This window comes from Pseudomonas sp. CGJS7 (assembly GCF_036961695.1).
In genome coordinates this window covers 38,101-62,326 of the sequence record NZ_JBAMDI010000020.1, presented here as the reverse complement: position 1 = coordinate 62,326, position 24,226 = coordinate 38,101, and the positions used below count along the sequence as shown (strand labels likewise).

Annotated in this window: 20 protein-coding genes; 15 read left to right on the top strand and 5 right to left on the bottom strand. The window is 64.2% G+C overall.

Annotation, left to right across the window (positions count from 1 at the left end; genetic code table 11):
- Positions 1-144 precede the first annotated feature (144 nt).
- Complete coding sequence (glcC, locus tag V7787_RS14705) at positions 145-909, top strand: transcriptional regulator GlcC (protein ID WP_049586553.1); 765 nt, start codon at positions 145-147, stop codon at positions 907-909.
- Between the two features lie 60 nt (positions 910-969).
- Here glcC and V7787_RS14700 read toward each other — a convergent pair whose 3' ends face one another.
- Positions 970-1,287, bottom strand: a complete 318-nt coding sequence (locus V7787_RS14700; RefSeq protein ID WP_003256154.1) for a DUF2388 domain-containing protein — start codon at positions 1,285-1,287, stop codon at positions 970-972.
- A 281-nt stretch (positions 1,288-1,568) separates the two neighbouring features.
- On the opposite strand from V7787_RS14700, the gene V7787_RS14695 reads away from it, so the two are divergent.
- A complete protein-coding gene (locus V7787_RS14695; RefSeq protein ID WP_064493045.1) occupies positions 1,569-2,195 on the top strand; it encodes a glutathione S-transferase family protein in 627 nt (208 codons plus the stop codon).
- Between the two features lie 42 nt (positions 2,196-2,237).
- On the opposite strand, the gene mrdA is transcribed toward V7787_RS14695, so the two are convergent.
- Positions 2,238-4,133, bottom strand: a complete 1,896-nt coding sequence (gene mrdA, locus V7787_RS14690) for a penicillin-binding protein 2 (RefSeq protein WP_064493046.1) — start codon at positions 4,131-4,133, stop codon at positions 2,238-2,240.
- A 559-nt stretch (positions 4,134-4,692) separates the two neighbouring features.
- Here mrdA and V7787_RS14685 point away from each other — a divergent pair.
- The 3 genes from V7787_RS14685 (at position 4,693) to V7787_RS14675 (ending at position 8,516) form a co-directional block, all read left to right on the top strand.
- Complete coding sequence (locus V7787_RS14685) at positions 4,693-6,033, top strand: MFS transporter (protein ID WP_104887824.1); 1,341 nt, start codon at positions 4,693-4,695, stop codon at positions 6,031-6,033.
- A gap of 102 nt (positions 6,034-6,135) precedes the next feature.
- On the top strand, positions 6,136-7,389 hold the full coding sequence (locus V7787_RS14680; RefSeq protein WP_198747303.1) for an OprD family porin: 1,254 nt from the start codon (positions 6,136-6,138) through the stop codon (positions 7,387-7,389).
- A 413-nt stretch (positions 7,390-7,802) separates the two neighbouring features.
- On the top strand, positions 7,803-8,516 hold the full coding sequence (locus tag V7787_RS14675) for a GntR family transcriptional regulator (protein WP_003256147.1): 714 nt from the start codon (positions 7,803-7,805) through the stop codon (positions 8,514-8,516).
- A gap of 6 nt (positions 8,517-8,522) precedes the next feature.
- On the opposite strand, the gene V7787_RS14670 is transcribed toward V7787_RS14675, so the two are convergent.
- Together V7787_RS14670 and V7787_RS14665 are read right to left on the bottom strand one after the other, a co-directional pair.
- Positions 8,523-9,473, bottom strand: coding sequence for a PDR/VanB family oxidoreductase (locus tag V7787_RS14670; RefSeq protein WP_020192346.1), 951 nt, complete (start codon positions 9,471-9,473; stop codon positions 8,523-8,525).
- A gap of 12 nt (positions 9,474-9,485) precedes the next feature.
- Positions 9,486-10,553, bottom strand: coding sequence for an aromatic ring-hydroxylating oxygenase subunit alpha (locus V7787_RS14665; protein ID WP_010954571.1), 1,068 nt, complete (start codon positions 10,551-10,553; stop codon positions 9,486-9,488).
- A gap of 280 nt (positions 10,554-10,833) precedes the next feature.
- Between V7787_RS14665 and V7787_RS14660 the strand changes: the two genes are divergently transcribed.
- The 3 genes from V7787_RS14660 to V7787_RS14650 are packed head-to-tail and all read left to right on the top strand — an operon-like array spanning position 10,834 to position 15,003.
- Entirely contained in the window at positions 10,834-11,499 is a 666-nt protein-coding gene (locus V7787_RS14660) for an ABC transporter ATP-binding protein (protein WP_010954570.1), read from the top strand.
- Positions 11,499-13,958 carry an ABC transporter permease gene (locus V7787_RS14655; RefSeq protein ID WP_198747302.1) on the top strand — a complete coding sequence of 820 codons (2,460 nt, stop codon included), beginning with the start codon at positions 11,499-11,501 and terminating at the stop codon, positions 13,956-13,958. The genes V7787_RS14660 and V7787_RS14655 overlap by 1 nt, the downstream gene beginning before the upstream one ends.
- Positions 13,948-15,003, top strand: coding sequence for a lipocalin-like domain-containing protein (locus V7787_RS14650; RefSeq protein WP_198747301.1), 1,056 nt, complete (start codon positions 13,948-13,950; stop codon positions 15,001-15,003). Before V7787_RS14655 ends, V7787_RS14650 begins: the two co-directional genes overlap by 11 nt.
- A gap of 53 nt (positions 15,004-15,056) precedes the next feature.
- Here V7787_RS14650 and V7787_RS14645 read toward each other — a convergent pair whose 3' ends face one another.
- A complete protein-coding gene (locus V7787_RS14645) occupies positions 15,057-15,803 on the bottom strand; it encodes an enoyl-CoA hydratase-related protein (RefSeq protein WP_198747300.1) in 747 nt (248 codons plus the stop codon).
- Positions 15,804-15,919: 116 nt separating this feature from the next.
- Here V7787_RS14645 and V7787_RS14640 point away from each other — a divergent pair, with 116 nt between their 5' ends.
- The 7 genes from V7787_RS14640 (at position 15,920) to V7787_RS14610 (ending at position 24,213) form a co-directional block, all read left to right on the top strand.
- The gene (locus V7787_RS14640; protein WP_064493056.1) at positions 15,920-16,564 is read left to right on the top strand and encodes a TetR family transcriptional regulator C-terminal domain-containing protein; all 645 of its coding nucleotides are present in this window, start codon (positions 15,920-15,922) and stop codon (positions 16,562-16,564) included.
- A gap of 74 nt (positions 16,565-16,638) precedes the next feature.
- On the top strand, positions 16,639-17,355 hold the full coding sequence (locus V7787_RS14635; RefSeq protein WP_003256139.1) for a response regulator: 717 nt from the start codon (positions 16,639-16,641) through the stop codon (positions 17,353-17,355).
- Positions 17,352-18,134 (top strand): substrate-binding periplasmic protein, encoded by a 783-nt coding sequence (locus V7787_RS14630; protein WP_003256136.1) that lies wholly within the window; start codon positions 17,352-17,354, stop codon positions 18,132-18,134. The genes V7787_RS14635 and V7787_RS14630 overlap by 4 nt, the downstream gene beginning before the upstream one ends.
- Positions 18,131-20,383 (top strand): ATP-binding protein, encoded by a 2,253-nt coding sequence (locus V7787_RS14625; RefSeq protein ID WP_336088564.1) that lies wholly within the window; start codon positions 18,131-18,133, stop codon positions 20,381-20,383. Before V7787_RS14630 ends, V7787_RS14625 begins: the two co-directional genes overlap by 4 nt.
- Before the next feature lie 196 nt (positions 20,384-20,579).
- The gene (locus tag V7787_RS14620) at positions 20,580-21,986 is read left to right on the top strand and encodes an amino acid permease (protein ID WP_003256132.1); all 1,407 of its coding nucleotides are present in this window, start codon (positions 20,580-20,582) and stop codon (positions 21,984-21,986) included.
- Positions 21,987-22,224: 238 nt separating this feature from the next.
- Complete coding sequence (locus V7787_RS14615) at positions 22,225-23,019, top strand: enoyl-CoA hydratase/isomerase family protein (RefSeq protein WP_004576437.1); 795 nt, start codon at positions 22,225-22,227, stop codon at positions 23,017-23,019.
- A 33-nt stretch (positions 23,020-23,052) separates the two neighbouring features.
- A complete protein-coding gene (locus V7787_RS14610) occupies positions 23,053-24,213 on the top strand; it encodes an acyl-CoA dehydrogenase family protein (protein ID WP_003256129.1) in 1,161 nt (386 codons plus the stop codon).
- Positions 24,214-24,226: the final 13 nt, after the last annotated feature.

The following is a 24,226-nucleotide window of genomic DNA, read 5'->3' as shown; positions in this document are numbered from 1 at the left end:
CAGCGTGCGCGTGCTAGCGTTCGGGGTCGAGTGAGATGTTGACTGGTCCTACCAGTTTCTTCGGGCAGTACTGTCTATTCACGGTTCTGTCTGGCTAGATTGGCGCTATAAGTCAAAGTGGTCCTACCAGCAGGAGTGTGCGCAGTGGGTACTGAAGGCAAGGCCAAGGTCGCCGACCAGGTGGCCGAACGGGTCGAGCGGCTTATCGTCGAAGGCGTGCTCAAGGTGGGCCAGGCACTGCCGTCGGAGCGGCGGCTGGTGGAAAAGCTTGGCTGTTCACGTTCGGCCTTGCGCGAGGGCCTGCGCGTTCTGCGTGGGCGCGGCATCATCGACACCGAACAGGGGCGGGGTTCGTTCGTCGCCGATCTCACCGGGCAGGCGGGTGCTACGCCTTTGATGCACCTGTTCAGTTCGCAACCGCGCACGCTGTTCGACCTGCTGGAGGTCCGGGCGTTGCTGGAGGCTGAGTCGGCGCGGCTGGCGGCGTTGCGGGCTACCGACGTCGACCGCCTGCTGATCCGTCGGCGCTACGAAGAAATGCTGGCTGCGCACGAGGCTGCGCAGGCGCTCGATGCCCGTGAGCATGCCCGCCGTGACCATGCCTTTCACCGGGCGATCAGTGAGGCGTCGCATAACCCGGTGCTGGTGCATACCCTGCAATCGCTCAGTGACCTGACGTTGAGCACTGTGTTTGCTTCGGTCAACAACCTGTATTGCCGGCCAGCGCAGAAACGCCAGATTGATCGGCAGCATGCGCGCTTGTATCGCGCGGTCATGGAGCAACTGCCCGAGCAGGCGCAGCGGGCGGCACGTGAGCATATCAACGGCATACGCGACAGTTTGCGGGAGATCGAGCAGGAAGAGCAGCGCCTGGTCAGGGCGACCATGCGTATGGATGGCTGGGGGTGAAGCGGCCCTGTAGCGGCCCTCTCGCGTCTGGGCGCCGCGAGAGGGCCGGTAAAGGTCTACTCAATGGTCAGCCACAGGGTCATCTTGCGACAGGATGGCCCGGGCCAGCTCTTCATCATTGGCCTGCAGCCCTGGATGGTCCTTGCGGGCCTGTTCAAGCGCCGACTCCACATAGGCGCCGCGGATGGCACCGCCGCTGGCGACGAACGCTGAAAGTTCGTCACGGGCCGGGATGATCCGTTTGTCGTCCTTGAAGGTCGAATACAGCGAAGCGGAGATACCGGCCGAGGTGGCGACGTCGCCCGCATCGACGCGGGCCAGGGCAGCACCGGCAGGCATCAGGAGCAGCAGCGCAGGGGCGAGGAGTAGGTGGCGCATGTCGTGTTCTCCAGTAACGTGAAGCACAGGGAAATAAACCACTCAGTGTCTAAGACGGCGGAGGCGTTGGGGTAGTTCCCTTATCCTGGCTGGAGGGTGTCGGGGATAAGGTGCACCTGCCGCTGACGATGTGGCTGAACTGGCGGTTTGCAAGCTGGCGACGGAGCGTGTCATGGATTGACCGCGTCGGGACGCGCGTGATTTGCTTGGGTGGATGGTGCTTCGCGGGCAAATCCGCAGAGGGCCCTGCCGATCATTCAAAGGAAACTGAAGGTTCGCCCATGTCCGACTACAAGCTGCACTGCTTCGCCGAATCCGGTAACGCCTACAAGGCTGCGCTCATGCTTGAACTCACCGGCCAGAACTGGCAGCCGGTGTTCGTCGACTTCTTCCATGGCCAGACGCGTGAGCAAACCTGGCGCGATGAGGTGAACGAGCAGGGCGAGGTGCCGGTGATGGAACACGCTGGCAAGCGCATCACCCAGTCTGCGCTGATCCTCGAATACCTTGCCGAACAGACCGGCCAGTTCGGGCCTCGCGATGAAGATGAAAAGCGTGAGATCTGGCGCTGGATGCTGTTCGACAACCATAAGTTCACCAGCTATTACGCTGCGCTGCGCTTTCTGTTCTGCCTGAAGAACACCGGCGAAACCGATGTGACGCGGTTCCTGCGCGAGCGTGCCACGGCGGCTTACCGTATTGTCGACGCGCACCTGGCGAAGACGCCATTCATGGTCGGTGGCCGGTTGACCATCGCCGACCTGTCGTTGGCCGGGTATGTGTTCATGCCGGAAGACACCGGTATCCCGTTGGCAGCGTTCACGCACATCGAGGCCTGGAAAGCCCGTATCCAGGCGCTGCCGGGGTGGAAACACCCGTATGAGCTGATGCCGCGCACGGCATCCTGACCCATTCGCGGCTAAAACCGCCACCACGGCGGCCCGGCGAAATCATGTGTGTGGCACACCCCGAGTGGGTGCGCCGCCCGCATACTCCGGCTTCAGGTGCCCTTGCTCATCCAGCAGATAAGCATCCATCACCTCCCGCACCACCGGCCCTGCGACCCGGCCTCCAGCCTCACCGTTCTCGATCATTACCGCCACCACCACACTGGGGTGCTCAGCCGGAGCAAAGCCGACAAACAGGGCGTTGTCGCGGTGGCGCTCGAGGGTCTTGTTGCGGTTGTAACGCTCACCCTGCTTGATCGCCACCACCTGCGCGGTACCACTTTTGCCTGCAATTCGGTACTGGGCACCGGCGGCCGCGGCGCGGGCAATACCGCGCGGGTCGTGCATGACCATCTGCATGCCCTGGCTGACCTGGTCCCAGGCATGCTTGTCGTGCAGCACGATGTCGGGCATGGGGTTTGGGTCGATCGGCGTATCGCCGCCCACGGTCATGGCCAGGTGCGGGCGGTGCCACACGCCCTTGCTTGCCAGCAGGCTGGTGGCCTGGGCCAGCTGCAGGGGGGTGACCTGCATGTAACCCTGGCCAATGCCAAGGATCAGCGTCTCGCCCGGGAACCAGGCCTGGCGTCGTGTGGCGCGCTTCCACTCGGCCGAGGGCATCAGCCCGGAGGCTTCTTCGAACATGTCCAGCGACACCTTCTGGCCCAGGCCGAACTCGGCCATGTAGTCGTGCAGCCGGTCGATGCCCAACTTGTGCGCCAGGTCGTAGAAGTAGGTGTCGTTGGAACGCATGATGGCGGTGTACATGTCCACCCAGCCGTCGCCGCTGCGGTTCCAGTTGCGGTACTTGTGGTCATAGTTGGGCAGTTCGTAGTAGCCCGGGTCGAACACCCGGCTGGCAGGGGTGATCACCCCGCTGTCGAGGCCAGCGATGGCCACTTCAGGCTTCACGGTCGAGCCGGGCGCATACAGGCCGCGCAGGACGCGGTTGAACAGTGGGCGGTCGATGGAGTCGCGCAGCGCAGCATACTGCTTGAAGCTGATGCCCTTGACGAACAGGTTGGGATCGAAGCTGGGGTTGCTGACCATCGCCAGTACGTCACCATTGGCCGGGTCCAGCACCACCACCGAGCCACGGCGGTCACCCAGCGCTTTTTCTGCGGCTATCTGCAAATGGGCGTCCAGGGTGAGGACTATATCCTGCCCAGGGGTCGGGTCCTTGTGGTTGAGCACGCGCATCACCCGCCCCTGAGCGTTGGTCTCGACCTCTTCGTAGCCCACGTGGCCATGCAGCTGGCTTTCGTAGAAGCGCTCGATGCCGGTCTTGCCAATCGATTGGGTGCCGCGGTACTCAGTGCTGTCGAGCGTCTTGGCTTCTTTCTCGTTGATGCGCCCCACATAGCCCACTGAATGCGCGAAATGCCCGGCCAGTGGGTACTCGCGGATGAACTGCGGCTCCACCTCCAGGCCCGGCAGGCGGAACTGGTTCACCGCTACCAGGGCGATCTGCTCCTCGCTCAAGCCCACCATAAGGGTTACGGGCTCGAACGGTTTGCGGCCACGGCGCAGGTCCTTGTCGAACTGCTTACGGTCGTCTTCGGTCAGGCCCAGCACCTGCGTCAGGGTGTCGAGCACCTTGGCCGAGTCGCCGCCGGCCCGCTCGCGGGTCATGGTCAGGTCGAAGCTGGGCTTGTTGTCGGCCAGTACCACGCCGTTGCGGTCGTAGATCAGCCCGCGTTCGGGGGCAATGGGCAGCACGTGCACGCGGTTGTTTTCCGACACGGCCGTTTGTTGGTCGTGCTGCAGCACTTGCAGTACATAGAGCCGGCCCACCAGGACGGCACACAGGCTGAACACCATGGCAGCGCAGGCCAGAAGCCGACGGTTGACCAGGTGCTTTTCCTTTTCGTGGTCCTTTAGCGGGATGGGTTGCGGCATCTGTGAATCGATCCTGAGGGGTGGCAATACGCGCGCGATCGGGCCGCGGATGCTACGCAACCCGTACCGTACCCTCAAGACGAGCCCCGGCTGCCCGCTGGCTGGCATCGGCTGTGTGCCCCATGATCAGGGCGCTGAGGGGGAATATGAAGATTTGTTCATTGCGGAGTCATGATGGCGAGTCAGGGGTGGTTTTTGATGATTTGTGGATCCACAAATCGATTCTGTTCGGTAACCGAACATCAAGTTTCGTTGGTTGTAAATTTATAAGCTATTGAATTTATTTATAAAAATATGACTTTTCCTAGCAATGAACTGAAATTGGTCGCGCCTGATCGTTAGGCGGTGCTTTCGTCACGTTGTCTGTGGATCCATTATCTGGTTGATTAGCGCCTGACAACGGCCGGAGCCCTCCTGCCGTATGCGATAACAATTACAAAAAGGGTCCAGTCATGAATGGCTATCCAGCGGCACTGAACCGTCAGGGTTCCTCCCGTTGCGCCTGCGCGTGCGCATCGTTCCTCTCGCCTTTGGCCAAGCCTGGCCGGCAGGTGACCCCATGAATACCGATCTCAAGCAACGTCTGGACAACGACCCGATGGGTCGCTTTCAGTGCCTGGCCATTGGTATTTGCATCATCCTCAACATGATCGATGGCTTCGACGTGCTGGTCATGGCCTTCACCGCTGCCTCGGTGTCTGCCGAGTGGAACCTGAACGGGGCGCAGGTAGGGCTTCTGCTCAGTGCCGGCTTGTTCGGTATGGCGGCCGGGTCACTGTTTATCGCGCCGTGGGCTGACCGTTTTGGCCGACGCCCGCTGATCCTGCTGTGCCTGGCGCTGTCCGGTATCGGCATGCTGCTCTCGGCACTGAGCCAGAGCCCGTTGCAACTGGCGCTGCTGCGTGGCCTGACCGGGCTGGGCATCGGTGGCATCCTGGCCAGCAGCAATGTGATTGCCAGTGAATATGCCAGCAAACGCTGGCGCGGCTTGGCGGTGAGCCTGCAGTCCACTGGCTATGCGCTGGGTGCGACCCTGGGCGGTTTGCTGGCGGTATGGCTGCTGGGGCATTGGGGCTGGCGCTCGGTATTTCTGTTTGGCGGCATCGTCACCGTACTGGTGATCCCGCTGGTACTGCTGTGGTTGCCAGAGTCGCTGGACTTTCTGCTGGCACGCCGGCCGGCCAATGCTCTGGCCCGGGTCAACCGCCTGGCCGTGCGCCTCGGCCAGCCGGCATTGGCGCAACTGCCGGCTGTTGCCGCAAGGGCAGAGGGTGCCAAAACCGGGTTCAGGCAGCTGCTGGCGCCGGCCATGCGTCGCACCACGCTGGTGATCTGGTTGCTGTTCTTCCTGGTCATGTTCGGCTTCTACTTCGTCATGAGCTGGACGCCGAAACTGTTGGTGGCCGCCGGCTTGTCGGCCCAGCAAGGCATCACCGGCGGCGTGCTGTTGAGCGTGGGCGGCATCGTTGGCGCGGCGCTGATCGGCGGCCTGGCTTCGCGCTGGCCACTGACTCGCGTGCTGGCGTTGTTCATGCTCATCACCGCCGCGCTGCTGGTGCTGTTCGTGGCCAATGGTGCCTCGGTCACTGCGGCGCTGGCGTTGGGCCTGCTGATCGGGCTGTTTTCCAACGGCTGCGTGGCTGGGCTGTATGCCTTGTCGCCGGTGGTCTATGACGCATCGGTACGCGCCACCGGTGTGGGTTGGGGGATCGGCATCGGCCGCATGGGCGCGATCCTGTCGCCGACCGTGGCTGGCGTGCTGCTCGATGGTGGCTGGCAACCCCTGCATCTTTATGGCGTGTTCGCCAGCGTGTTCGTGCTTGCCGCAGGTTGCCTGCTGCTGTTGCGCCCAACGGCCAAGCCTGCGTCTGCCTTGCCTGCTGATGCACTGAGCCACTGAGTGCAACCCGGCCTGGCCGGGTATCTGAATGCAACTTACTGCTCCGGGTCATGCTGGCCTGGGGCGGTCTGCTGCGCCTATTGAACGTGGAGAACAATAATAATGATGGACACAACCTGCACGCTGGCCCGTTCGGTCCTGGCAGTTTCGCTGGCGTTTGGCCTTGGTTTGCCGGCCTGGGCGCAAGAGGGGGGCTTCTTGGAAGATGCCAAGGGTGGGCTGACATTGCGCAACTACTACTTCAACCGCGATTTCCGCGACCCGGGGGCCGCCAAGGGCAAGGTTGAAGAGTGGGCCCAGGGTTTCATCTTCAAGTTCAGCTCTGGCTACACCCCGGGGCTGATCGGTTTTGGCCTGGACGGTATCGCCATGTTCGGCGTGAAGCTGGACAGCGGCGGCGGTACCAGCGGCTCAGAACTGTTGCCGGTGCACGATGACGGGCGAGCGGCCGACGACTACGGTCGGGCCGGGCTGGCGGCGAAGCTGCGTATGTCCGCGACCGAGCTGAAGGTGGGGGAGTTGTTGCCGGATATTCCGCTGTTGCGTTACGACGATGGCCGCCTGCTGCCGCAGACCTTCCGTGGTGCCATGCTCGACTCGCGGGAAATCGAAGGCCTGAGCCTGCAGGCCGGCCAGTACCGCGAGGTGAGCCTGCGCCACTCTTCGGACATGCAGGATCTATCTGCCTGGGCCGCGCCCGGGGTCACCTCGGACGGCTTCAACTACGCCGGCGCCGAGTACCGCTTCAACCAGCAGCGAACACTGATCGGCGCCTGGCACTCGCAGTTGGAGGACATCTACCAGCAAAGCTACTTCAACCTGCTGCACAGTCAGCGGGTAGGGGAGTGGACGTTGGGAGCCAACCTTGGCTACTTCATCGACCGGGATGACGGACAGGCGCGCATCGGCGACATCCAGAGCCGCACCGGTTACGCCTTGCTGTCAGCTTCGCACAGTGGCCACACGCTGTACCTGGGGTTGCAAAAGGTCAGTGGCGACAGTCAGTGGATGTCGGTTTACGGCAGCAGTGGGCGAACCCTGGGCAACGACATGTTCAACGGTAACTTCAGTAATGCTGACGAGCGTTCGTGGCAAGTTCGTTACGACTACAACTTCGCCGCGCTCGGTGTGCCAGGGCTGCTGGCCATGGTGCGGTACGGGCATGGCGAGAACGCCACCACGGCGGCGGGCAGCAATGGCAAGGAGTGGGAGCGCGATGCCGAGGTGAACTACACCTTCCAGAGCGGGGCTTTGAAGAACCTCAACATCCGGCTGAACAACGCGACCAACCGGCGCAGCTTTAACAGCGACTTCGACCAGACGCGCCTGATCGTCAGCTACCCGTTGACCTTGTAGGGGCGGGTTCACCCGCGAACACCGGCGCAGCCGGTGCCATGTTCCGCGTTGCCTGCTTCGCGGGTAAACCCGCTCCTACATTTACGGCGCATGTCTTGAGACAGGTTGGTTTCTTGGCGCGCGCTCTCCCCGTAGGAGCGGGTTCACCCGCGAACACCGGCGCAGCCGGTGCCATGCACCGCGTTGCCTGCTTCGCGGGTAAACCCGCTCCTACATTTACGGCGTATGTCTTGCGCCAGGTTGGTTTCTTGGTGCGCGCCCCCCGTAGGAGCGGGTTCACCCGCGAACACCGGCGCAGCCGGTGCCATGTTCCGCGTCGCCTGCTTCGCGGGTAAACCCGCTCCTACAACAGGCCTGCAGCAACCCCTCGGCTTGCGCTAAGATGCCCGTTCATGTCTTTGGAAGTCGCCTGGATGAGCAAACCCGGTCAGATGGTGCTGGTTGCGCTGCGCAAGATGATCGCTTCGGGCGAGCTGGCGGCCGGCGAACGCTTGATGGAAGTCCCAACCGCTGAACTGTTCGGCGTTTCACGCATGCCGGTGCGCATGGCATTTCGTACCCTGGAACAGGAAGGCCTGCTGGTGCGCTTTGGCGGCCGGGGGTTTCAGGTGCGCTCGGTTAGCGCCGATGACATCGCAGGTGCGGTCGAGGTGCGCGGTGTGCTGGAGGGGTTGGCTGCTCGTCAGGCCGCTGAGCGTGGCTTGTCGGTGCAAGCACGCGCTGCGCTGCAACAGTGCCTGGTCGACGGCGATCAGCTGTTCGACAAGGGCTTTGTGAGCGAAGACGACTTGCAGGTCTATCACGACCTGAACATGCGCTTTCATCAGGTGATCATCGACGCCAGCCACAACCCGGCCATTGCCGTTGCCCTGGCGCGCAACGACCACCTGCCATTCGCCTCGGTCACCGCACTGGCGGTGGACCGCCATGATCTGGCTCGCGAGTACCGGCGCTTCAACTTCGCCCACATGCAGCACCACGCCGTGTTCGACGCCCTGGTCAACCGCCAGGGTGCCCGCGCCGAAGCGATCATGCGCGAGCACGCCAATGCCACCTTGCGCTATGCCGAAACCTTTGGTGGGGCAGCGGCGGACGCGGGCATGAAAGTCATCCTGCCCTCGTCGTAAGCCGGATCAGATATCCAGCACCAGCAGCGGCGTCTTCGAGCGCGAGCAGCAGGGCGTGAACTGATCGTTCAGGGCCTGTTCCTCTTCGGTGAGAAACAGATCGCGATGGTCCGGTGTGCCCTGCAGCACGCGTGTCAGGCAGGTGCCGCAAATACCCTGCTCGCACGACATGGCGATCTCGATACCGTTCTCTTCCAGCACCTGCACCACGGTCCGGTCGGCTGGCACCTCAAACACCTGTCCCGTGCTGCCCACCTGCACCGAGAAACTGCCATCGTTGCTGGCATCCACCGGTGCTGCGGCGAAGTACTCGCGGTGCAGGTTGGCCTCCTGCCAGCCCAAGCCCTTCGCGCTGTCCAGCACATGCTGCATGAACCCGCCCGGCCCGCATACATACAGGTGCACATCATCTTGCGGGTTGCCCAGCACCTGGGCGATGTCCAGCGCCGTTTCCGGCTGCTCGTCAAAATGCACGAACAGCCGATCAGCGAACGGCGCGCTGCGAATCCGCTCGACAAACGCCGCACGTTCGCTGGAGCGGGCACAGTAGTGCAGCTCGAAGGCCTGGCCGCTGTGGGACAGCTGCTCGGCCATGCACAGGATTGGGGTAATGCCGATGCCGCCAGCAAACAGCAAACTGCGCTGCGCACCCTCGGCCAGCGGGAACAGGTTGCGCGGCGCACTGATACGCAGCCGGGCACCGGCCTGCACCTGCTCGTGCAGGCTACGTGAGCCGCCCCGCGAAGCCGGGTCGTTGAGTACGCCAATCAGATAGCGATGGCGTTCTTCGGGGTGGTTGCACAGCGAATACTGGCGCACCAGCCCGTCGGGCAGGTGCACGTCGATATGGGCGCCGGCGCTGAACGCCGGCAGCAGGCTGCCATCTGCCGCGGCCAGCTCGAAGCTGCAGATACCCTGCGCTTCATCGTTACGGGATACCACTACGGCATCGATCATGTCGGCTGTTCCTCAGGCAGGGTTGGCGCTGGTGGCGATCAGTTGCGGCTGCGGCGCACGCTCTTGGGCGATGATCCGCTCCAGCACTTTGCGTGACTGCACGCCGCCGGCGTCGATATTCAGCTTCAGCAAGTTGCGCTCGGGGTGGGCCAGCAGGTTCTGCTGCTGGCGTTCGAGCATTTCCAGGTCTTCGCTGAAAATCTTGCCCTGGCCCTCACGAATGTTGTCGGTCAGGGTCTGGTCGTGCGCAGCGAAGTTGCGCGCCATGCCCCAGAAGTACCAGATAGAGGTATCGCTTTCCGGGGTGATGAAGTCGACCACGATGCTCGACGCCTTGTGCTGGGCCTCGGCGTGGTAGCCGCCCTTGCCGGCATGCGCTACACCCACTTCGATCAGCACATGGCTAGGTGGGGTGAAACGGCAGATCTGCCAGCGGTCCACTGGTACATCGTCGGCCAGGCCATTGCCACGCAAGGCCATGCGCCAGAACGGCGGCGCCATGATGTTTTCCATGTGCCGGGCGGTGACCACTTCGTCTCCGGTGACGGTGGTGACCGGCGGTGCCTCGTCGATCTCCTTCTGGCCGATGCTGGAGGCGTGCACATAGGTTTCATGGGTGAGGTCCATGAGGTTGTCGATCATCAGGCGGTAGTCGCAACCGATGTGGAACAGCCCGCCGCCGTAGGCCCACTCATCACTCACCGCCCATTCCAGATGCGGAATCAGCGCCGGGTCGGCCTGCGCCTGGTCACCGGGCCAGACCCAGATGAAGCCATAGCGCTCGACGGCCGCAAAGGTCTTGTTGCAGGGGAAGCCACGCACCCGTTGGCCCGGCATCGACACGGTCTTGCCGTCGCAACCCATCACCAGGCCGTGGTAGCCGCACACCAGGTTGCCGTCCTCGACATAGCCCAACGACAACGGTGCGCCGCGGTGCGGGCAGAAGTCCTCGACGGCGGCTACTTGGTTCTCGCGGGCGCGGTAGAACACGATTTTTTCCCCGCAGATCTGCCGGCCAAGGGGTTTGGTGGCGATCTCATCGGGGGTGCAGGCGACGTACCAGGTGTTTTTGGGGTACATGGGAGGCTCTCCGGGTTTTGTTTTTATTTAATGGATCCATTAACCTGCGGTCGGCGTGGTAGGTCAATGCATTTTGCGTGGTAAGTGCGGATTCTGTGCGATTATCGGTTTTTAGTGGATCCATTGATGGTGCCCCCTCTGCGATTCGAGGGGGCGGCCGCAGCGGCACGTCGTCTGAACAGGAAGGCACCGGCGAGATCGATCAATGTGGCCGGTGCGGGAGCAGGCCTGGCCGAACCTGCTATGCCTAAAGGGACACCCAACCCATCAAGGCCACTCGATGCTAGCCATCGAACAACTCTACAAATCATTCCCCACCCCCCAAGGCCCGCTCCCCATTTTGCAGGGGGTGGACATGCGCCTGGCGCGGGGCAGCAGCCTGGCGCTGATGGGCGAGTCGGGCAGCGGCAAGAGTACTTTGCTGCACCTGGTGGCTGGCCTGGACCGAGCGGACAGTGGCCGTATTCTGATCGACGACGTTCCGCTCGATGGCCGTTCGGAAGCGTCGCTGGCGCAGTGGCGGCGGGAGGGGATCGGCCTGGTGTTTCAGCAGTACAACCTGATCAGCAGCCTGGACGTGGGCCTGAACCTTACCTTCCAGGCCCGTCTCGCCGGGCGGCATGACCCGCATTGGGCGGCTTACCTGGCGCAGCGCCTGGGCCTGGCGGACCTGCTCGGGCGTTACCCGGAACAACTGTCTGGCGGCCAGCAGCAGCGCGTCGCGATCGGCCGTGCGCTTGCCGGGCGCCCGGCCTGGCTGTTGGCTGACGAACCGACCGGCAGCCTCGATGAAGCCAGCAGTGACGAGGTGCTGAGTTTGTTGCTGCAGTTGGTCGCCGAAGCCGGCAGCGGGGTACTGATGGTGACCCACAGCCCGCGGCTGGCGGCGCGTTTGCAGCACCGTTGCTACCTGCAGGCCGGCCGTGTGCGGCCCGAGCAGGGCTGATGAAGCTTTTGTCGCTGGCCCTGTTGGCGCTGCTCAGCCACTGGCGGCGCCATCGTGTGCAGTGCTTCAGCATCTTCACTGGCCTGTGGCTGGCCACGGCGTTGTGGACCGGCGTGCAGGCGTTGAACAGCCAGGCACGCAGCGACTATGCCCGGGCCAGCGCGGTATTGACCGGGCCGTTGCAGGCGCAACTGATCGCGCGCAATGGCGAGCGCTTCGATCAGGCGTTGTACGTGCAACTGCGCACGCTGGGCTGGGCTGTTTCGCCGGTGCTGGAAGGGCGCTTGCGCTTGCCGGGCGAGCCCGCACGCAGTGTGCGACTGATCGGCATCGAGCCGTTGAGCCTGCCGCCTGCCAGCAGCATTGCCGGGGTGCAGGTGCAGGCATTCGACCTGCAAGCGTTCATCGGCTCGCCCGGGCAAGCCTGGGTTGGGCCAGACACCTTGCGTCAACTGAACACAAGCCCCGGGCAGCCGACCCGCGACAGTGAAGGGCAGTTGCTGCCGCCTATGGTTTTGCAGCCTGCGTTGGCACCCGGGGTCATCGTGGTGGACATCGGCCACGCGCAGGCGTTGCTGAACGCACCGGGGCAGTTGTCTCGTCTGCTGCTGGCTGATACGCCCGGGCCGTTGCCTGCGGATATCGCCCGCTACCTTGAACTGCAGCCGCGGCAGGACGATGGCGGCTTGCAGCGCCTCACCGACAGTTTCCACCTCAACCTGACCGCGCTCGGCCTGCTGGCGTTCGTTGTCGGCTTGTTCATCGCCCACGCCGCGATCGGTCTGGCGCTGGAGCAGCGCCGTGGGCTGATCCGCAACCTGCGCGCGTGCGGCGTCAGCCTGAAGACCCTGCTGGGTGCCCTGGTGCTGGAGCTGGGCCTGTTCGCGGCAGTGGGTGGGCTGGCCGGGGTGGTCAGTGGTTACGCATTGGCCGCGTGGCTGTTGCCCGACGTGGCCGCCAGCCTGCGTGGTCTGTATGGCGCCCAGGTCGCCGGCACGTTGAGCCTGCCGGCGGGGTGGTGGCTGCTGGGTGTGCTGGTAAGTGTACTCGGGGCATTGCTGGCCGGGCTGCAGAGTGTAATGCGCGCTGCCCGATTGCCTTTGCTGGCGCTGGCGCAACCCCAGGCCTGGCGACTGGCGCAGGGGCCATGGTTGCAACGGCAGGCTTTGCTAGCGGGCCTGCTGCTGTTGCTGGCCTTGGGCTGTGGTGTCTTCGGGGCTGGCCTGCTTAGCGCGTTCGGCATGCTGGCAGGGTTGTTGCTGGCGGCGGCGCTGCTGTTGCCGTCCTTGCTCGATCGGGTACTGGCCTGGCTGGCGCGTCGTTGCCACCGGCCATTGGCGCAATGGTTCGTGGCTGACAGCCGCCAGCAGCTGCCAGCCTTGAGCCTGGCGTTGGTCGCCCTTTTGCTGGCGCTGGCTGCCAGTGTTGGTGTGGGCAGCATGACCGAGGGTTTTCGCAAGACGTTTGTCGGTTGGCTTGACCTGCGCCTCTCCGCCGACCTGTATGTCACCCCGCGGGACACGGCCCAAGGCTTGCAGATAGTCGAGTGGCTCAAGCAGCAGCCCGGGGCCAGCGTGGTCCTGCCCGGCTGGCGTGCAGACATGCAGCTGCAAGGTTGGCCGGTGCAAGTGCAGGGCATTGTCGATCACCCCGCCTATCGAACGCGCTGGCCATTGCTGGAACAGCATTCGCGCGCCTGGCAGCAACTGGCCAGCGGACAAGGCGTGATGCTCAGTGAGCAGTTGGCCAGGCGATTGAACCTGCAACTGGGAGACAGCCTGAAGCTGCCCGCAGACACGCCAGCCATGCCCGTGGTGGGGATCTATGCCGATTACGGCAACCCCAAGGGGCATGTACTGGTCAATGCCGACTGGTTGCGCGCCCACTGGCCACAGGCAACCCTGGCCGGCTTGAGTGTCGACCTGAGCGCTGAAGGGGGGGCATCGCTCAAGGACGCGCTGCAACGGCACTTTGCCCTGGATGACAGCCGGGTGGTCGAGCAGGCGCGCCTGAAACGCTGGTCGACCGACGTCTTCAACCGCACCTTTGCCGCCACCGCAGCCCTCAACAGCCTTACCCTTGGCGTGGCCGGTGTGGCGTTGTTCATCAACCTGCTGACCCTGGGCCAGGCCCGGCTGGGCCAGTTGGCACCGCTGTGGGCGCTGGGGGTGCGGCGCATGCAACTGGTCTGGCTGAGCCTGGGACAGACACTCATGCTCAGCAGCTTCACCGTGCTGCTGGCAATTCCGCTTGGGCTGCTGCTGGCCTGGTGCCTGGTCGCGGTGGTGAACGTGCAGGCCTTCGGCTGGCGGTTACCGCTCTATGTGTTCCCCATGCAACTGCTGCAGTTGACCGTGCTGGGCATGCTCACCAGCCTGCTGGCCTGCGTCTGGCCGCTGTGGCAGCTGGCGCGCCGCCAGCCGCGCGAACTGTTGAGGCCGCTGGCCGATGAAGCTTAATGCGTGGCTGTTGCTGACCGGGTTGTTGTGCGGCTGTGATCAGCCAGCACCGCAAAGCTATGCCGGGCTCGGGCAGCAGGCTGGCGAATTCAGCCAGGTGACCCGCGATCATCGTCTGGTCTTCCCGCATGACCACGGTCCCCACGACGGCTTTCGTATCGAGTGGTGGTATGTCACCGCCAACCTCAAGGACGCCCAGGGCCGAGATTGGGGCGCCCAGTGGACACTGTTCCGCTCGGCCCTGCGCCCCGGCCTGGAGACCACCGACTGGAACAGCCCGAACCTCTGGATGGGGCATGCAGCACTGACCGGGCCGGGTGGCCATCAGGCTGCTGAAACCCTGGCGCGGGGTGGTGTCGGCCAGGCCGGCGCGCAGGCCCAGCCGTTTCGCGCATGGATCAATGACTGGGTGTTACAGGGCCGGGGCGGCATTGAAGACCTGCAGATGGTCGCAAGTGGCGAAGGTTTTCGCTATGACTTGCAGTTGCACAGCGATCTTCCCTTGGTGCTGCATGGTGAGCAGGGCTACAGCGAAAAATCAGGCAAGGGCCAGGCTTCGTACTATTACAGCCAGCCGTTCTACCAGGTCCAGGGGCAGGTCCAGCGTGGCAGCCTGTGCATCGCGGTTACCGGGCAGGCCTGGCTGGACCGGGAATGGAGCAGTCAGCCGCTGGCGCCCGGGCAGACCGGCTGGGACTGGTTTTCCCTGCACCTGGACAGTGGCGCCAAGCTGATGCTGTTCCAGGTTCGGGAGACCCACGGGGAACCGTATCGCGCCGGGACCTGGGTAGGGCCACACGGGGAGGTGATGGCGCTGGACGCGGCACAGTTCCAGCTGCAGGCCCTGGCCTGGTCTGCGCAGAAAAACGGCAAGCAGGTGCCCACGCGTTGGCGGGTGCAAGTGCCGGAGCATGGGGTGGATGTGCAGGTCGATGCCGTTGAGCCGCAGGCGTGGATGCAGACACGGTTCCCGTATTGGGAAGGGCCGGTACGCTTGAACGGGAGTGCGGGCGGGCGCGGGTATCTGGAGATGACCGGGTACTAGTGCAACAACGTTTGCGCAAGACAGTTGCGCCCATGAAGATCGCGCCAGCCCCTTCAACCCTTGATCAGCCCTCGCAGCACTGCCCGCGCTTCTTCAGTACGCAAGCACTCGATGAACAGTCGGCTTTCCCGCGCCACCGTGGCCTCCAGCTCCGCCCGCTGGCTGTCCTTGAGCAGCCGCTTGCTGATCCGCAGTGCCGCCTGCGGGTAGCCTTGCAGCTGCCGCGCCAGCGTGCGGGCAGCGTCCAGGCACTGTTCGCCGTTTTCATGCAGCTCATTGGCCAGCCCCCAGGCCAGCATCTGTTCGCCATCCAGTAATGCATTGGTCAACAGCAAGCGTGCCGCCCGGGCCTGGCCAAGCACACGCGGCAGCAGCAGGCTGGAACCAAACTCCGGGCACACACCCAGCGGCGCGAAAGGCATGCGCAGCTTGGTCGAGCGGCTGACCAGCACCTGGTCGCAGTGCAGCAACAGGGTGGCCCCGATGCCGATCGCCGCACCACTGACCGCTGCGATCAGCGGCTTGTCCAGGCCCATGACCACCCGCATCAGGCGGAACACCGGGCTGTCCAGGTCGCTGGGTGGGTTGTCGAGGAAGTCGCGAAGGTCGTTGCCAGCGCTGAAGCAGTGCGGCCCACCGGTGATGATGATGGCATCGACAGCGGGGTCTTCACCTGCCGCCAGCAACAGGTCGCCCAGCAGCTGGTACATGGCAGTGTTCAGGGCATTGAGCTTGTCGGGGCGGTTGAAGGCCAGGGTCAGCATGCCTTGGTCCAGTTCGCGTGTGATCAGGTCGTTCATGGCAGCCGCTTTTGTTGTTGTGAGGGGGCCCTGCCGGGCAGTGGCGCTTAGGGTTTATCACGCAGTCCGGCTTGTTGTACAGTCGTTCAGTCCAGCCCCTAACCAGAGACCCACCGATGACTCAGGAAGCCCGCTACCACCGCATGCTGCCGGAACTGCGCAAAGCCAACCTGGTCGAGGCGACCCTGGTGTGCCTCAAGCGCCATGGTTTCCAGGGGGCTTCAATCCGCAAGATCTCGGCCGAGGCCGGGGTCTCGGTCGGGCTGATCAGCCACCATTACGCGGGCAAGGACGAACTGGTGGCAGAGGCTTACATGGCCGTCACCGGTCGGGTGATGGGTTTGTTGCGCGAGGCCATGGCCCAAGCTGCGCCCAATGCCCGCGAGCGGTTGTCGGCGTTCTTCCGTGCCTCGTTCTGCGCCGAGCTGCTCGACCCGCAATTGCTCGATGCCTGGCTGGCCTTCTGGGGCGCGGTGAAGACCGCCGACGCGATCAACCAGGTGCACGACCACTCCTACGGCGAGTACCGCAACGAACTTGGCCAGCTGCTGGCCAGACTGGCCGAGGAGGAGGGCTGGCAAGGCTTCGATGCCGACCTGGCGGCCATCAGCCTGAGCGCCTTGCTCGACGGCCTGTGGCTGGAGTCGGGCCTGAACCCCGGCACCTTCACCCCCGAGCAGGGCGTGATCATCTGCGAGGCCTGGGTCGATGGCCTGCAGGCCGGTGGCCGGAGGCGCTTCAGCCTGTCCGCGGGCTGTTGATCACCTGTTCAGTAACGAGTACGCTGCTGTCGCGAGTGTGTAGAACAACACCAATAAAAAAGAGACAACACGCAATGACGCCTCGGGTATTGATCGTCGATGACGATCCGCTTATTCGTGACTTGCTGCAGGCCTACCTGTCCCAGGAGGGCTACGACGTACACTGCGCCGACACCGCGGAAAGGGCCGAAGCCCTGCTTGCCAGCCAGGATGTCGACCTGGTGCTGCTGGACATCCGCCTGCCCGGCAAGGACGGCCTCACCCTGACCCGCGAACTGCGGGTGCGCTCGGAGGTTGGCATCATCCTCGTCACCGGGCGCAATGACGACATAGACCGCATCGTTGGCCTGGAATGCGGTGCAGATGACTACGTGATCAAACCACTCAACCCCCGCGAGCTGGTGTCCCGGGCGAAAAACCTGATCCGCCGCGTGCGCCATGCCCGCGAGGCGCACCCCGCCCCGGCCTGCGCGCAATCGCTGAAGCAGTTCGCCGACTGGGCGCTGGATACCGACCGCCGGCGCCTGATCGACGCCCGTGGCGGGCAAACCCTGCTGACCCACGGCGAGTTCCAGTTGCTCAGCGTGTTCCTGCGCAACAGCGGCCACACCCTCAGCCGCGACCAGTTGATGGACCAGATTCGCAACCGCGAGTGGGTGCCCAACGACCGCTCCATCGACGTGCTGGTCGGCCGCCTGCGGCGCAAGTTGCATGACGACCCGGCCGAACCGCAGTTGATCATCACCATTCACGGCACCGGCTACCTGTTCACCGCCAGCGTGGCAGCATGATTCCTCGCGCCTGGCAGTTGGCGCTGGCCTTGACGTTGCCCACCCTGCACGCCAGTGCCAGTGAGCCCGTGCGTTACTGTGACTACCCGGTGTACCCGCCCATTTCCTGGAGCGACGGCCACCAGGTGCGCGGCCTGGCCCCAACCGTGGTGCGTGAACTGTTCGCGCGCATGGGCTACGAGGTGCAAACCGTGGTGCTGGGCAACTGGAAGCGCTGCCTGATGGACGCCGCCGCCGGGCGGGTGGACGTGGTCCTGGCCTACAACAGCGACCAGCGTGACCAGCGCATGCGTTTTTCCACGGAGCCGGTGGTGCGCGAGGAAGTGGCCGTGTTCTACAACCGCAAGCGACCGGTGCAGTTCCAGCAGCTGGAGGACCTGGCGGGTTACCGTGGCGGCCTGTTGTACGGCGAAAGCTACGGCGCCGAATTCGACCGCTTCGTCGCCCGGCATCAGAACATCGAGCGGGTGTCTTCCAGCCAGCAGAATTTTGGCAAGCTGATCCGCGGGCGCATCGACTATGTGATCCAGGAGCGGCGCACCGGCCAACTGTTCATCGAGCACCTGCCCGGCGCGCAGGACATCCGCGTATTGCCCAGCGCGCTGAGCGTGGACTACCTGCGGGTAGCCGTATCGCGGCAATCACCCCTGAGCCAGCACATGGACGAAATCGACGCGCAGTTGCGGCGCATGAACCAGGCTGGCGAGATCGCGCGCTGGCTGGAGCAGAGCGAGGTCACCTACCGCGACATGATCAACCTGCCGGCAGATGCCCGATGATTCGCCTGCACACCGATGGCCTGCTGCGCCGCCTGCTGCGGTTCATCCTGTTGTTCAGCCTGTGCTTTACCGTACTGGCCAGTAGCGTGCAGCTGTACTTCGAATACCGCCGCGAGATGCGCGACATCGAGGCGCGCATGGCGTTGATCCGCGCAGGCTACCTCGCCAGCCTGGAGCGCAGCCTGTGGGACTTGGACGAGGCGCAGCTGGATACGCAATTGCGCGGCCTGGTGGATTTTTCCGACGTGGCCCGGGTGCGCTTGGTTAGCGATGATTTTCAACTGCTGCGAGGGGAGGCCGAACCCAAGGGGCCGCTGCGCATCGAGCGCTTCCCCCTGGATTATCAGCCCCCCTCGGGCCCCGCCAGGCACCTGGGTGAGCTTGAAGTGAGTATCGACTTGGGTGCGGTGCACCATCGGTTGTATGCCACCGGCCTTGCCAGCCTGCTGTGGATGGGCGTGTTCCTGTGTGGCCTGGCAGTGGCGCTGTCGGGGCTGTTCTATCGCCTGGTCACCCGCCACCTGCAAGTGATGGCCGAGTTCGCCCGGCGTATTGGCGCCGGCCAATGGCAGGAACCGTTGCGCCTGGGGCGCCGCCGTTCATCGCGCCCTGACGAGATCGACACGGTGGCCAATGCCCTGGACGATATGCGCCGCGCCATCCTCAGCGACATTGAACGCCGCGAGCGCGACCGCCTGGCGTTGCAAGACAAGCGCGACGAACTGCAGGCCATGGTCGAGCGACGTACCGCCAGCCTGGCCCGGGCCAAGGATGACGCCGAGGCCGCCAACCTGGCCAAGTCACGCTTCCTGGCGACCATGAGCCACGAACTGCGCACCCCGCTCAACGGTATCCTGGGCATGGCCGAGCTGCTACGCGGTGGCCGGCTGGAAGCGGCCGACCGTCAGCGCCTGGAAGCCTTGTACAAGGCCGGCGAGGGGCTGTTGGCGATTCTCAACGAAGTGCTGTATTTCGCCCGGCTCGAAGAAGGTGAGAGCCGCGCCGAGCTGGTCGGCTTTTCGCTGCGCCAGTTGTGCCAGGAAGTGCTGGCGCTGCTCGAACCCATGGCCGCGGACAACGGCGACACACTGCATCTGGAGATTGATGAGCAATTAGCCGGTTACCAGCACGGCGCCGAGCAGTACCTGCGTCAGGTGCTCAGCAACCTGCTGGCCAATGCCATCAAATTCACCGAGCACGGCCAGGTGCGGCTCAAGGTGCAGGTGCTGGTCAGCGATGCGACCACGCAGCGCCTGCGGCTGTCGGTCAGTGACAACGGCATCGGCATCGAGCCGGCCGTACAGGCAAAAATCTTCGACCGCTTCGTCCAGGCCAGCGAGGCCGTGGCACGCCGCTACGGCGGCACCGGTCTGGGATTGGCGATCTGCAAGCACCTGGTGGAAAAGCTGGGGGGCTGCATTGGCCTGGACAGTGTACAAGGGCAGGGCAGCTGCTTCTGGTTCGAACTCGACATCGCCCTTGGGCAGCCGGTTGCGGCTAATACCCCAGCCCAGTCGGTCAGCGCCAGCCTGGATATCCTGGTGGTCGAGGACGTCGCGCTGAACCGTGAGGTGGCGAGCGGCCTGCTGGTGCGCGATGGCCACCGGGTGAGCTTTGCCGAGGATGCCGGGCAGGCCCTGCAGTTGTGCGCACAGCGGCGCTTCGACCTGATCCTGCTGGACGTTCACCTGCCCGGCATGAGCGGGGTGGAACTGTGCCGGCAGCTTCGCGCCACCCCCGGGCCTAACCACCACAGCCGGATAGTGGCGCTGACCGCTGGCGTGCAACCGGGGCAACTGTCGGATTACCTGGAAGCCGGCATGCAAGGTGTGCTGGCCAAGCCCCTGCGGCTAGCCAACCTGCGCCAGGCGCTGGCCGACGCAACGCCGACTGAAGAGGCCGGTATTGACGCGAACATGGACTGGTCGCTGCTGGCCACCCACCGCTCGCTGCTGGGCGAGCAGAAGCTGCAGGGCCTGCTGAATGTGTTGCGCCAGTCACTGGAGCAGCACGCCACGGCGTTGGCCGAGGCGCTGCCAGCCCAGGACTTTACCGAGGTGCTGCACCTGGCCCATCGCCTGGCCGGCAGTTGCGACTCCCTGGGTTTTTCTGGCCTGGCTGCGCTGTTGCGACGCCTGGAAGACGCAGCCCGCCAGCATGATGGGCAGGCGCTGAACGCACTGGCCGAGCCACTGGCAAGCCAGCTCGGCCAGGCCCGTGCGACCCTGGAACAGTTGATTCAGAGCTGACGTACAAAAAACTTACGACTTTTTACATCTTCGATCCGTTCGTACAACGGCACCTTACATCCGTTTCCAATAATCCATGGCAACCGTGTTGCACGCGGTCCATGAGGCTTATTGGAGACAAGAATAATGACATGCCGTAGCGCTCAGCCCCTCGTTCGCATCGCCACACGTACCTGCCGCAATGGTGAGGTGCGCCATGACTGACAACGTTGAAAAGATCCAGCTCACCCGCGCCCTGAAAAGCCGACACATCTTCATGCTGTCGCTGGGTGGGGTTATTGGAACCGGCCTGTTCATGGGCTCGGGCGTAACCATCAATCAGGGTGGGCCGGTGGGCGCGATCCTGGCTTACCTGGTCGCGGGCTTGCTGATGTACCTGGTGATGGTCTGCCTGGGTGAGCTGTCGGTGCAGATGCCGGTGTCCGGTTCGTTCCAGGCCCACGCCACCAAGTACATTGGCCCGGCCACCGGCTTCATGATCGGCTGGGTGTACTGGATGAGCTGGGCCACCACCGTAGGCCTGGAGTTCACCGCTGCCGGCATGCTGATGACCCGCTGGTTCCCGGAGGTGCCGATCTGGTACTGGTCGGCGCTGTTCGTGGTGGTGCTGTTCGGCCTCAACGCCCTGGCCACGCGTGCCTTTGGCGAGGCCGAGTACTGGTTCTCGGGCATCAAGGTGGCAACCATCCTCGGCTTCATCGTCATTGGCCTGCTGGTGATCTTCGGTGCCATCCCCCTGAGCAGCGGGGCACCCGCACCGATGCTGAACAACCTGGTGGGCGAGTCGCTGTTCCCCCATGGCCTGTCGGCAGTGTTCGCGGTGATGATGACCGTGGTCTATGCCTTCCAGGGTTGCGAAATCATGGGGGTGGCGGCTGGTGAGACCGAGCACCCGGAAAAAAGCATCCCGCGGGCGGTGCGCAATGTGGTGTTCCGCGTGCTGATCTTCTATGTGCTGGCGATTGCCGTGCTGTCGGCCATTGTGCCGCACGAGCAGGCCGGGCTGATGGAAAGCCCGTTCGTGCAGGTGTTCGATATGGTCGGCATCCCTTACGCCGCCGACTTGATGAACTTCGTCATCCTCACGGCCATCCTCTCGGTGGGCAACTCCGGGTTGTATGCCTCCACGCGCATCCTCTGGGCCATGTCCAAGACTGGCATGGCACCGAAAAGCCTGTCACCGCTGAGCAAGCGTGGCGTGCCGCTGCGGGCGCTCAGCATCACCCTGTGCTTTGCGCTGATTTCGCTGATGACCAGCTTCGTTGCGGCTGACACGCTGTTCATGGTGCTGATGGCGGTAAGCGGTATGTCCGGCACCGTGACCTGGATCGTCATCGCCCTGGCGCAGTACCGCTTCCGCAAGGCCTGGCTGCGCGACGGCGGGCAACTGCAGGACCTGAAGTACAAGGCGCCGCTGTACCCGCTGGTGCCGCTGCTGTGCATCACCCTGTGCAGCTCGCTGTTCGTGTTCCTGGCGCTGGATGAAACCCAACGACCGTCGCTGTACTGGGGCTTTGGCTTCATTGCCCTGTGCTATGCGGCGTACTTCTTCGTCAACCGCCGCCGGCAGGGGGCCTTCGCACCCAGCGCACCAGGGGTTTGACACCGCAGCTCGTCGCCGGCGGGTGTCAATCGCTGCATGTTCAGCACCTGTGAGATCGAGCACCGCCCGCGCGGCGCGCGATCTCACAGGCCATAAAGCCGTCACGACGAACGCCCTTGTGTAACGCCAAACACCGAGTTGTGCGAAGTTGTAACAGCCCACCCCGTCTTGTTGAACACTCGTTTAGTATCTTCCTCGTCAAGCCCTCCAAAACCATCACAACAACACCGAGGCCCCCATGACTACCCCGTCGTCGCCACTGTTGAGCAAGGTCGAAGCTGGCGTTGCCTGGATCACCCTCAACCGCCCCGAGCAGCGCAACGCGCTGGACATTCCCACCCTCAAGCAACTGCACGCCTTGCTCGACAGCCATGCCGACGACCCCGCCGTACGCGTGGTGGTGCTGACCGGCAGCGGCCGCAGCTTCTGCGCTGGCGCCGACCTGGCCGAATGGGCTGCCGCCGAAGCTGCCGGCACCCTGGAAAGCTATGGCTGGACCGAAACTGCCCATGCCCTGATGTTGCGCCTGCACAGCCTCGACAAACCCACCATCGCCGCCATCAACGGCACCGCCGTGGGCGGTGGCATGGACCTTAGCCTGTGCTGCGACCTGCGCATCGCCGCCGCCTCGGCGCGCTTCAAGGCCGGCTACACCAGCATGGGCTACAGCCCCGATGCCGGCGCCAGCTGGCACCTGCCACGGCTGATCGGCAGCGAGCAGGCCAAGCGCTTGTTGTTCCTCGATGAACTGTGGGGCGCCGAGCGTGCCCTGGCGGCTGGGCTGGTCAGCGAAGTCTGCGCCGACGAGCAACTGCCCGCCGTGGCGGCCGAGTTGGCCGGGCGCCTGGCCAATGGCCCGACGTTCGCCTATGCGCAGACCAAGCAGCTGATCCGCGACGGCGCCCGGCGCACCCTGGCCGAGCAGCTGGAGGCCGAGCGCCACGCCGGCCTGCTGTGCGGCCGCAGCCAGGATGGCGCCGAGGCCCTGCAAGCCTCGGTTGAACGCCGCGCCCCCCGTTTTACCGGCCAGTAATCCGATACCCGACCCTCATCAGGACCTTCGCAGATGAATTTCCAACTGACCCAAGAACAAGAAATGTTGGTGGAAGCGGTACGCAGCTTTGTTGCCAAGGAGCTGCTGCCCCATGAGGAAGCGGTGGACCGCGCCGACGCCGTGTCACCCGAACTGGCCGCACAGATCCGTGGCAAGGCCATCGCAGCCGGTTTTTATGCATTCAACATGCCCGAGGAAGTGGGAGGGGGCGGTCTGGACTACCTGTCCCAGGCGCTGATCGAACGTGAGCTGTCCAAGGTGTCCTGGGCGCTGCATGTCTTCGTTGCACGGCCGTCGAAAATCCTCATGGCCTGCAAGGACGAGCAGATCAACGACTACTTGCTGCCTTGTGTGCAGGGCGAGAAAACCGACTGCTTTGCCCTCACCGAACCGGGTGCCGGTTCGGATGCCAACGCCATCAAGACCCGCGCCGTGCGCCAGGGCGATGACTTTGTCATCAACGGCAGCAAGCACTTCATCAGCCACGCCGGCCACGCCGATTTTGCCATCGTCTTCGCGGTCACCGACACCTACGAGCACAACGGGCGCAAGCGCAATGCGGTCACCGCCTTGCTGGTCGACCGGGGTACGCCGGGCATGACCATCCGCCGTGGTCCCAAGTGCGTGAGCAACCGTGGTTATCACACCTACGAGCTGTTCTTCGACGACTGCCGGGTGCCGGCCAGCAAGGTGCTGGGCGAAGTGGGCAAAGGTTGGGAAGTGGCCAATGCCTGGCTTACCGCCGGCCGGGTGATGGTCGCCGCCAACTGCGTGGGCCAGGCCCAGCGCGCCCTCGACCTGTCACTGCAATGGGCCGCCGACCGCAAGCAGTTCGGCCAGGCCATCGGCAGCTACCAGGGGGTGTCGTTCAAGCTGGCCGACATGGCCACGCAGATCCGCGCCGCGGAGATGCTCACCCTGCACACCGCCTGGAAGATGGACCAGGGCAACATGACCGACGGTGAGGCCGGCATGGCCAAGCTGTTTGCCAGCGAAGTGCTGGGCAAGGTCGCCGACGAAGCCGTGCAGATCTTCGGCGGCATGGGCCTGATGGACGAAGGGCCGGTTGAGCGCATTTGGCGCAACGCGCGTATCGAGCGCATCTGGGAGGGCACTTCGGAAATCCAGCGGCACATCATCGCCCGCGAACTGCTGCGCCCGCTGCTGCGCTGAGCGCCAGGAGAAC

Bases quoted from the DNA above. Each gene is read 5' to 3' on its own strand.
- V7787_RS14700 (WP_003256154.1), bottom strand. From the start codon at position 1,287: ATGCGCCACCTACTCCTCGCCCCTGCGCTGCTGCTCCTGATGCCTGCC.
- V7787_RS14695 (WP_064493045.1), top strand. From the start codon at position 1,569: ATGTCCGACTACAAGCTGCACTGCTTCGCCGAATCCGGTAACGCCTAC.
- mrdA (WP_064493046.1), bottom strand. From the start codon at position 4,133: ATGCCGCAACCCATCCCGCTAAAGGACCACGAAAAGGAAAAGCACCTG.
- V7787_RS14685 (WP_104887824.1), top strand. From the start codon at position 4,693: ATGAATACCGATCTCAAGCAACGTCTGGACAACGACCCGATGGGTCGC.
- V7787_RS14680 (WP_198747303.1), top strand. From the start codon at position 6,136: ATGATGGACACAACCTGCACGCTGGCCCGTTCGGTCCTGGCAGTTTCG.
- V7787_RS14675 (WP_003256147.1), top strand. From the start codon at position 7,803: ATGAGCAAACCCGGTCAGATGGTGCTGGTTGCGCTGCGCAAGATGATC.
- V7787_RS14670 (WP_020192346.1), bottom strand. From the start codon at position 9,473: ATGATCGATGCCGTAGTGGTATCCCGTAACGATGAAGCGCAGGGTATC.
- V7787_RS14665 (WP_010954571.1), bottom strand. From the start codon at position 10,553: ATGTACCCCAAAAACACCTGGTACGTCGCCTGCACCCCCGATGAGATC.
- V7787_RS14660 (WP_010954570.1), top strand. From the start codon at position 10,834: ATGCTAGCCATCGAACAACTCTACAAATCATTCCCCACCCCCCAAGGC.
- V7787_RS14655 (WP_198747302.1), top strand. From the start codon at position 11,499: ATGAAGCTTTTGTCGCTGGCCCTGTTGGCGCTGCTCAGCCACTGGCGG.
- V7787_RS14650 (WP_198747301.1), top strand. From the start codon at position 13,948: ATGAAGCTTAATGCGTGGCTGTTGCTGACCGGGTTGTTGTGCGGCTGT.
- V7787_RS14645 (WP_198747300.1), bottom strand. From the start codon at position 15,803: ATGAACGACCTGATCACACGCGAACTGGACCAAGGCATGCTGACCCTG.
- V7787_RS14640 (WP_064493056.1), top strand. From the start codon at position 15,920: ATGACTCAGGAAGCCCGCTACCACCGCATGCTGCCGGAACTGCGCAAA.
- V7787_RS14635 (WP_003256139.1), top strand. From the start codon at position 16,639: ATGACGCCTCGGGTATTGATCGTCGATGACGATCCGCTTATTCGTGAC.
- V7787_RS14630 (WP_003256136.1), top strand. From the start codon at position 17,352: ATGATTCCTCGCGCCTGGCAGTTGGCGCTGGCCTTGACGTTGCCCACC.
- V7787_RS14625 (WP_336088564.1), top strand. From the start codon at position 18,131: ATGATTCGCCTGCACACCGATGGCCTGCTGCGCCGCCTGCTGCGGTTC.
- V7787_RS14620 (WP_003256132.1), top strand. From the start codon at position 20,580: ATGACTGACAACGTTGAAAAGATCCAGCTCACCCGCGCCCTGAAAAGC.
- V7787_RS14615 (WP_004576437.1), top strand. From the start codon at position 22,225: ATGACTACCCCGTCGTCGCCACTGTTGAGCAAGGTCGAAGCTGGCGTT.
- V7787_RS14610 (WP_003256129.1), top strand. From the start codon at position 23,053: ATGAATTTCCAACTGACCCAAGAACAAGAAATGTTGGTGGAAGCGGTA.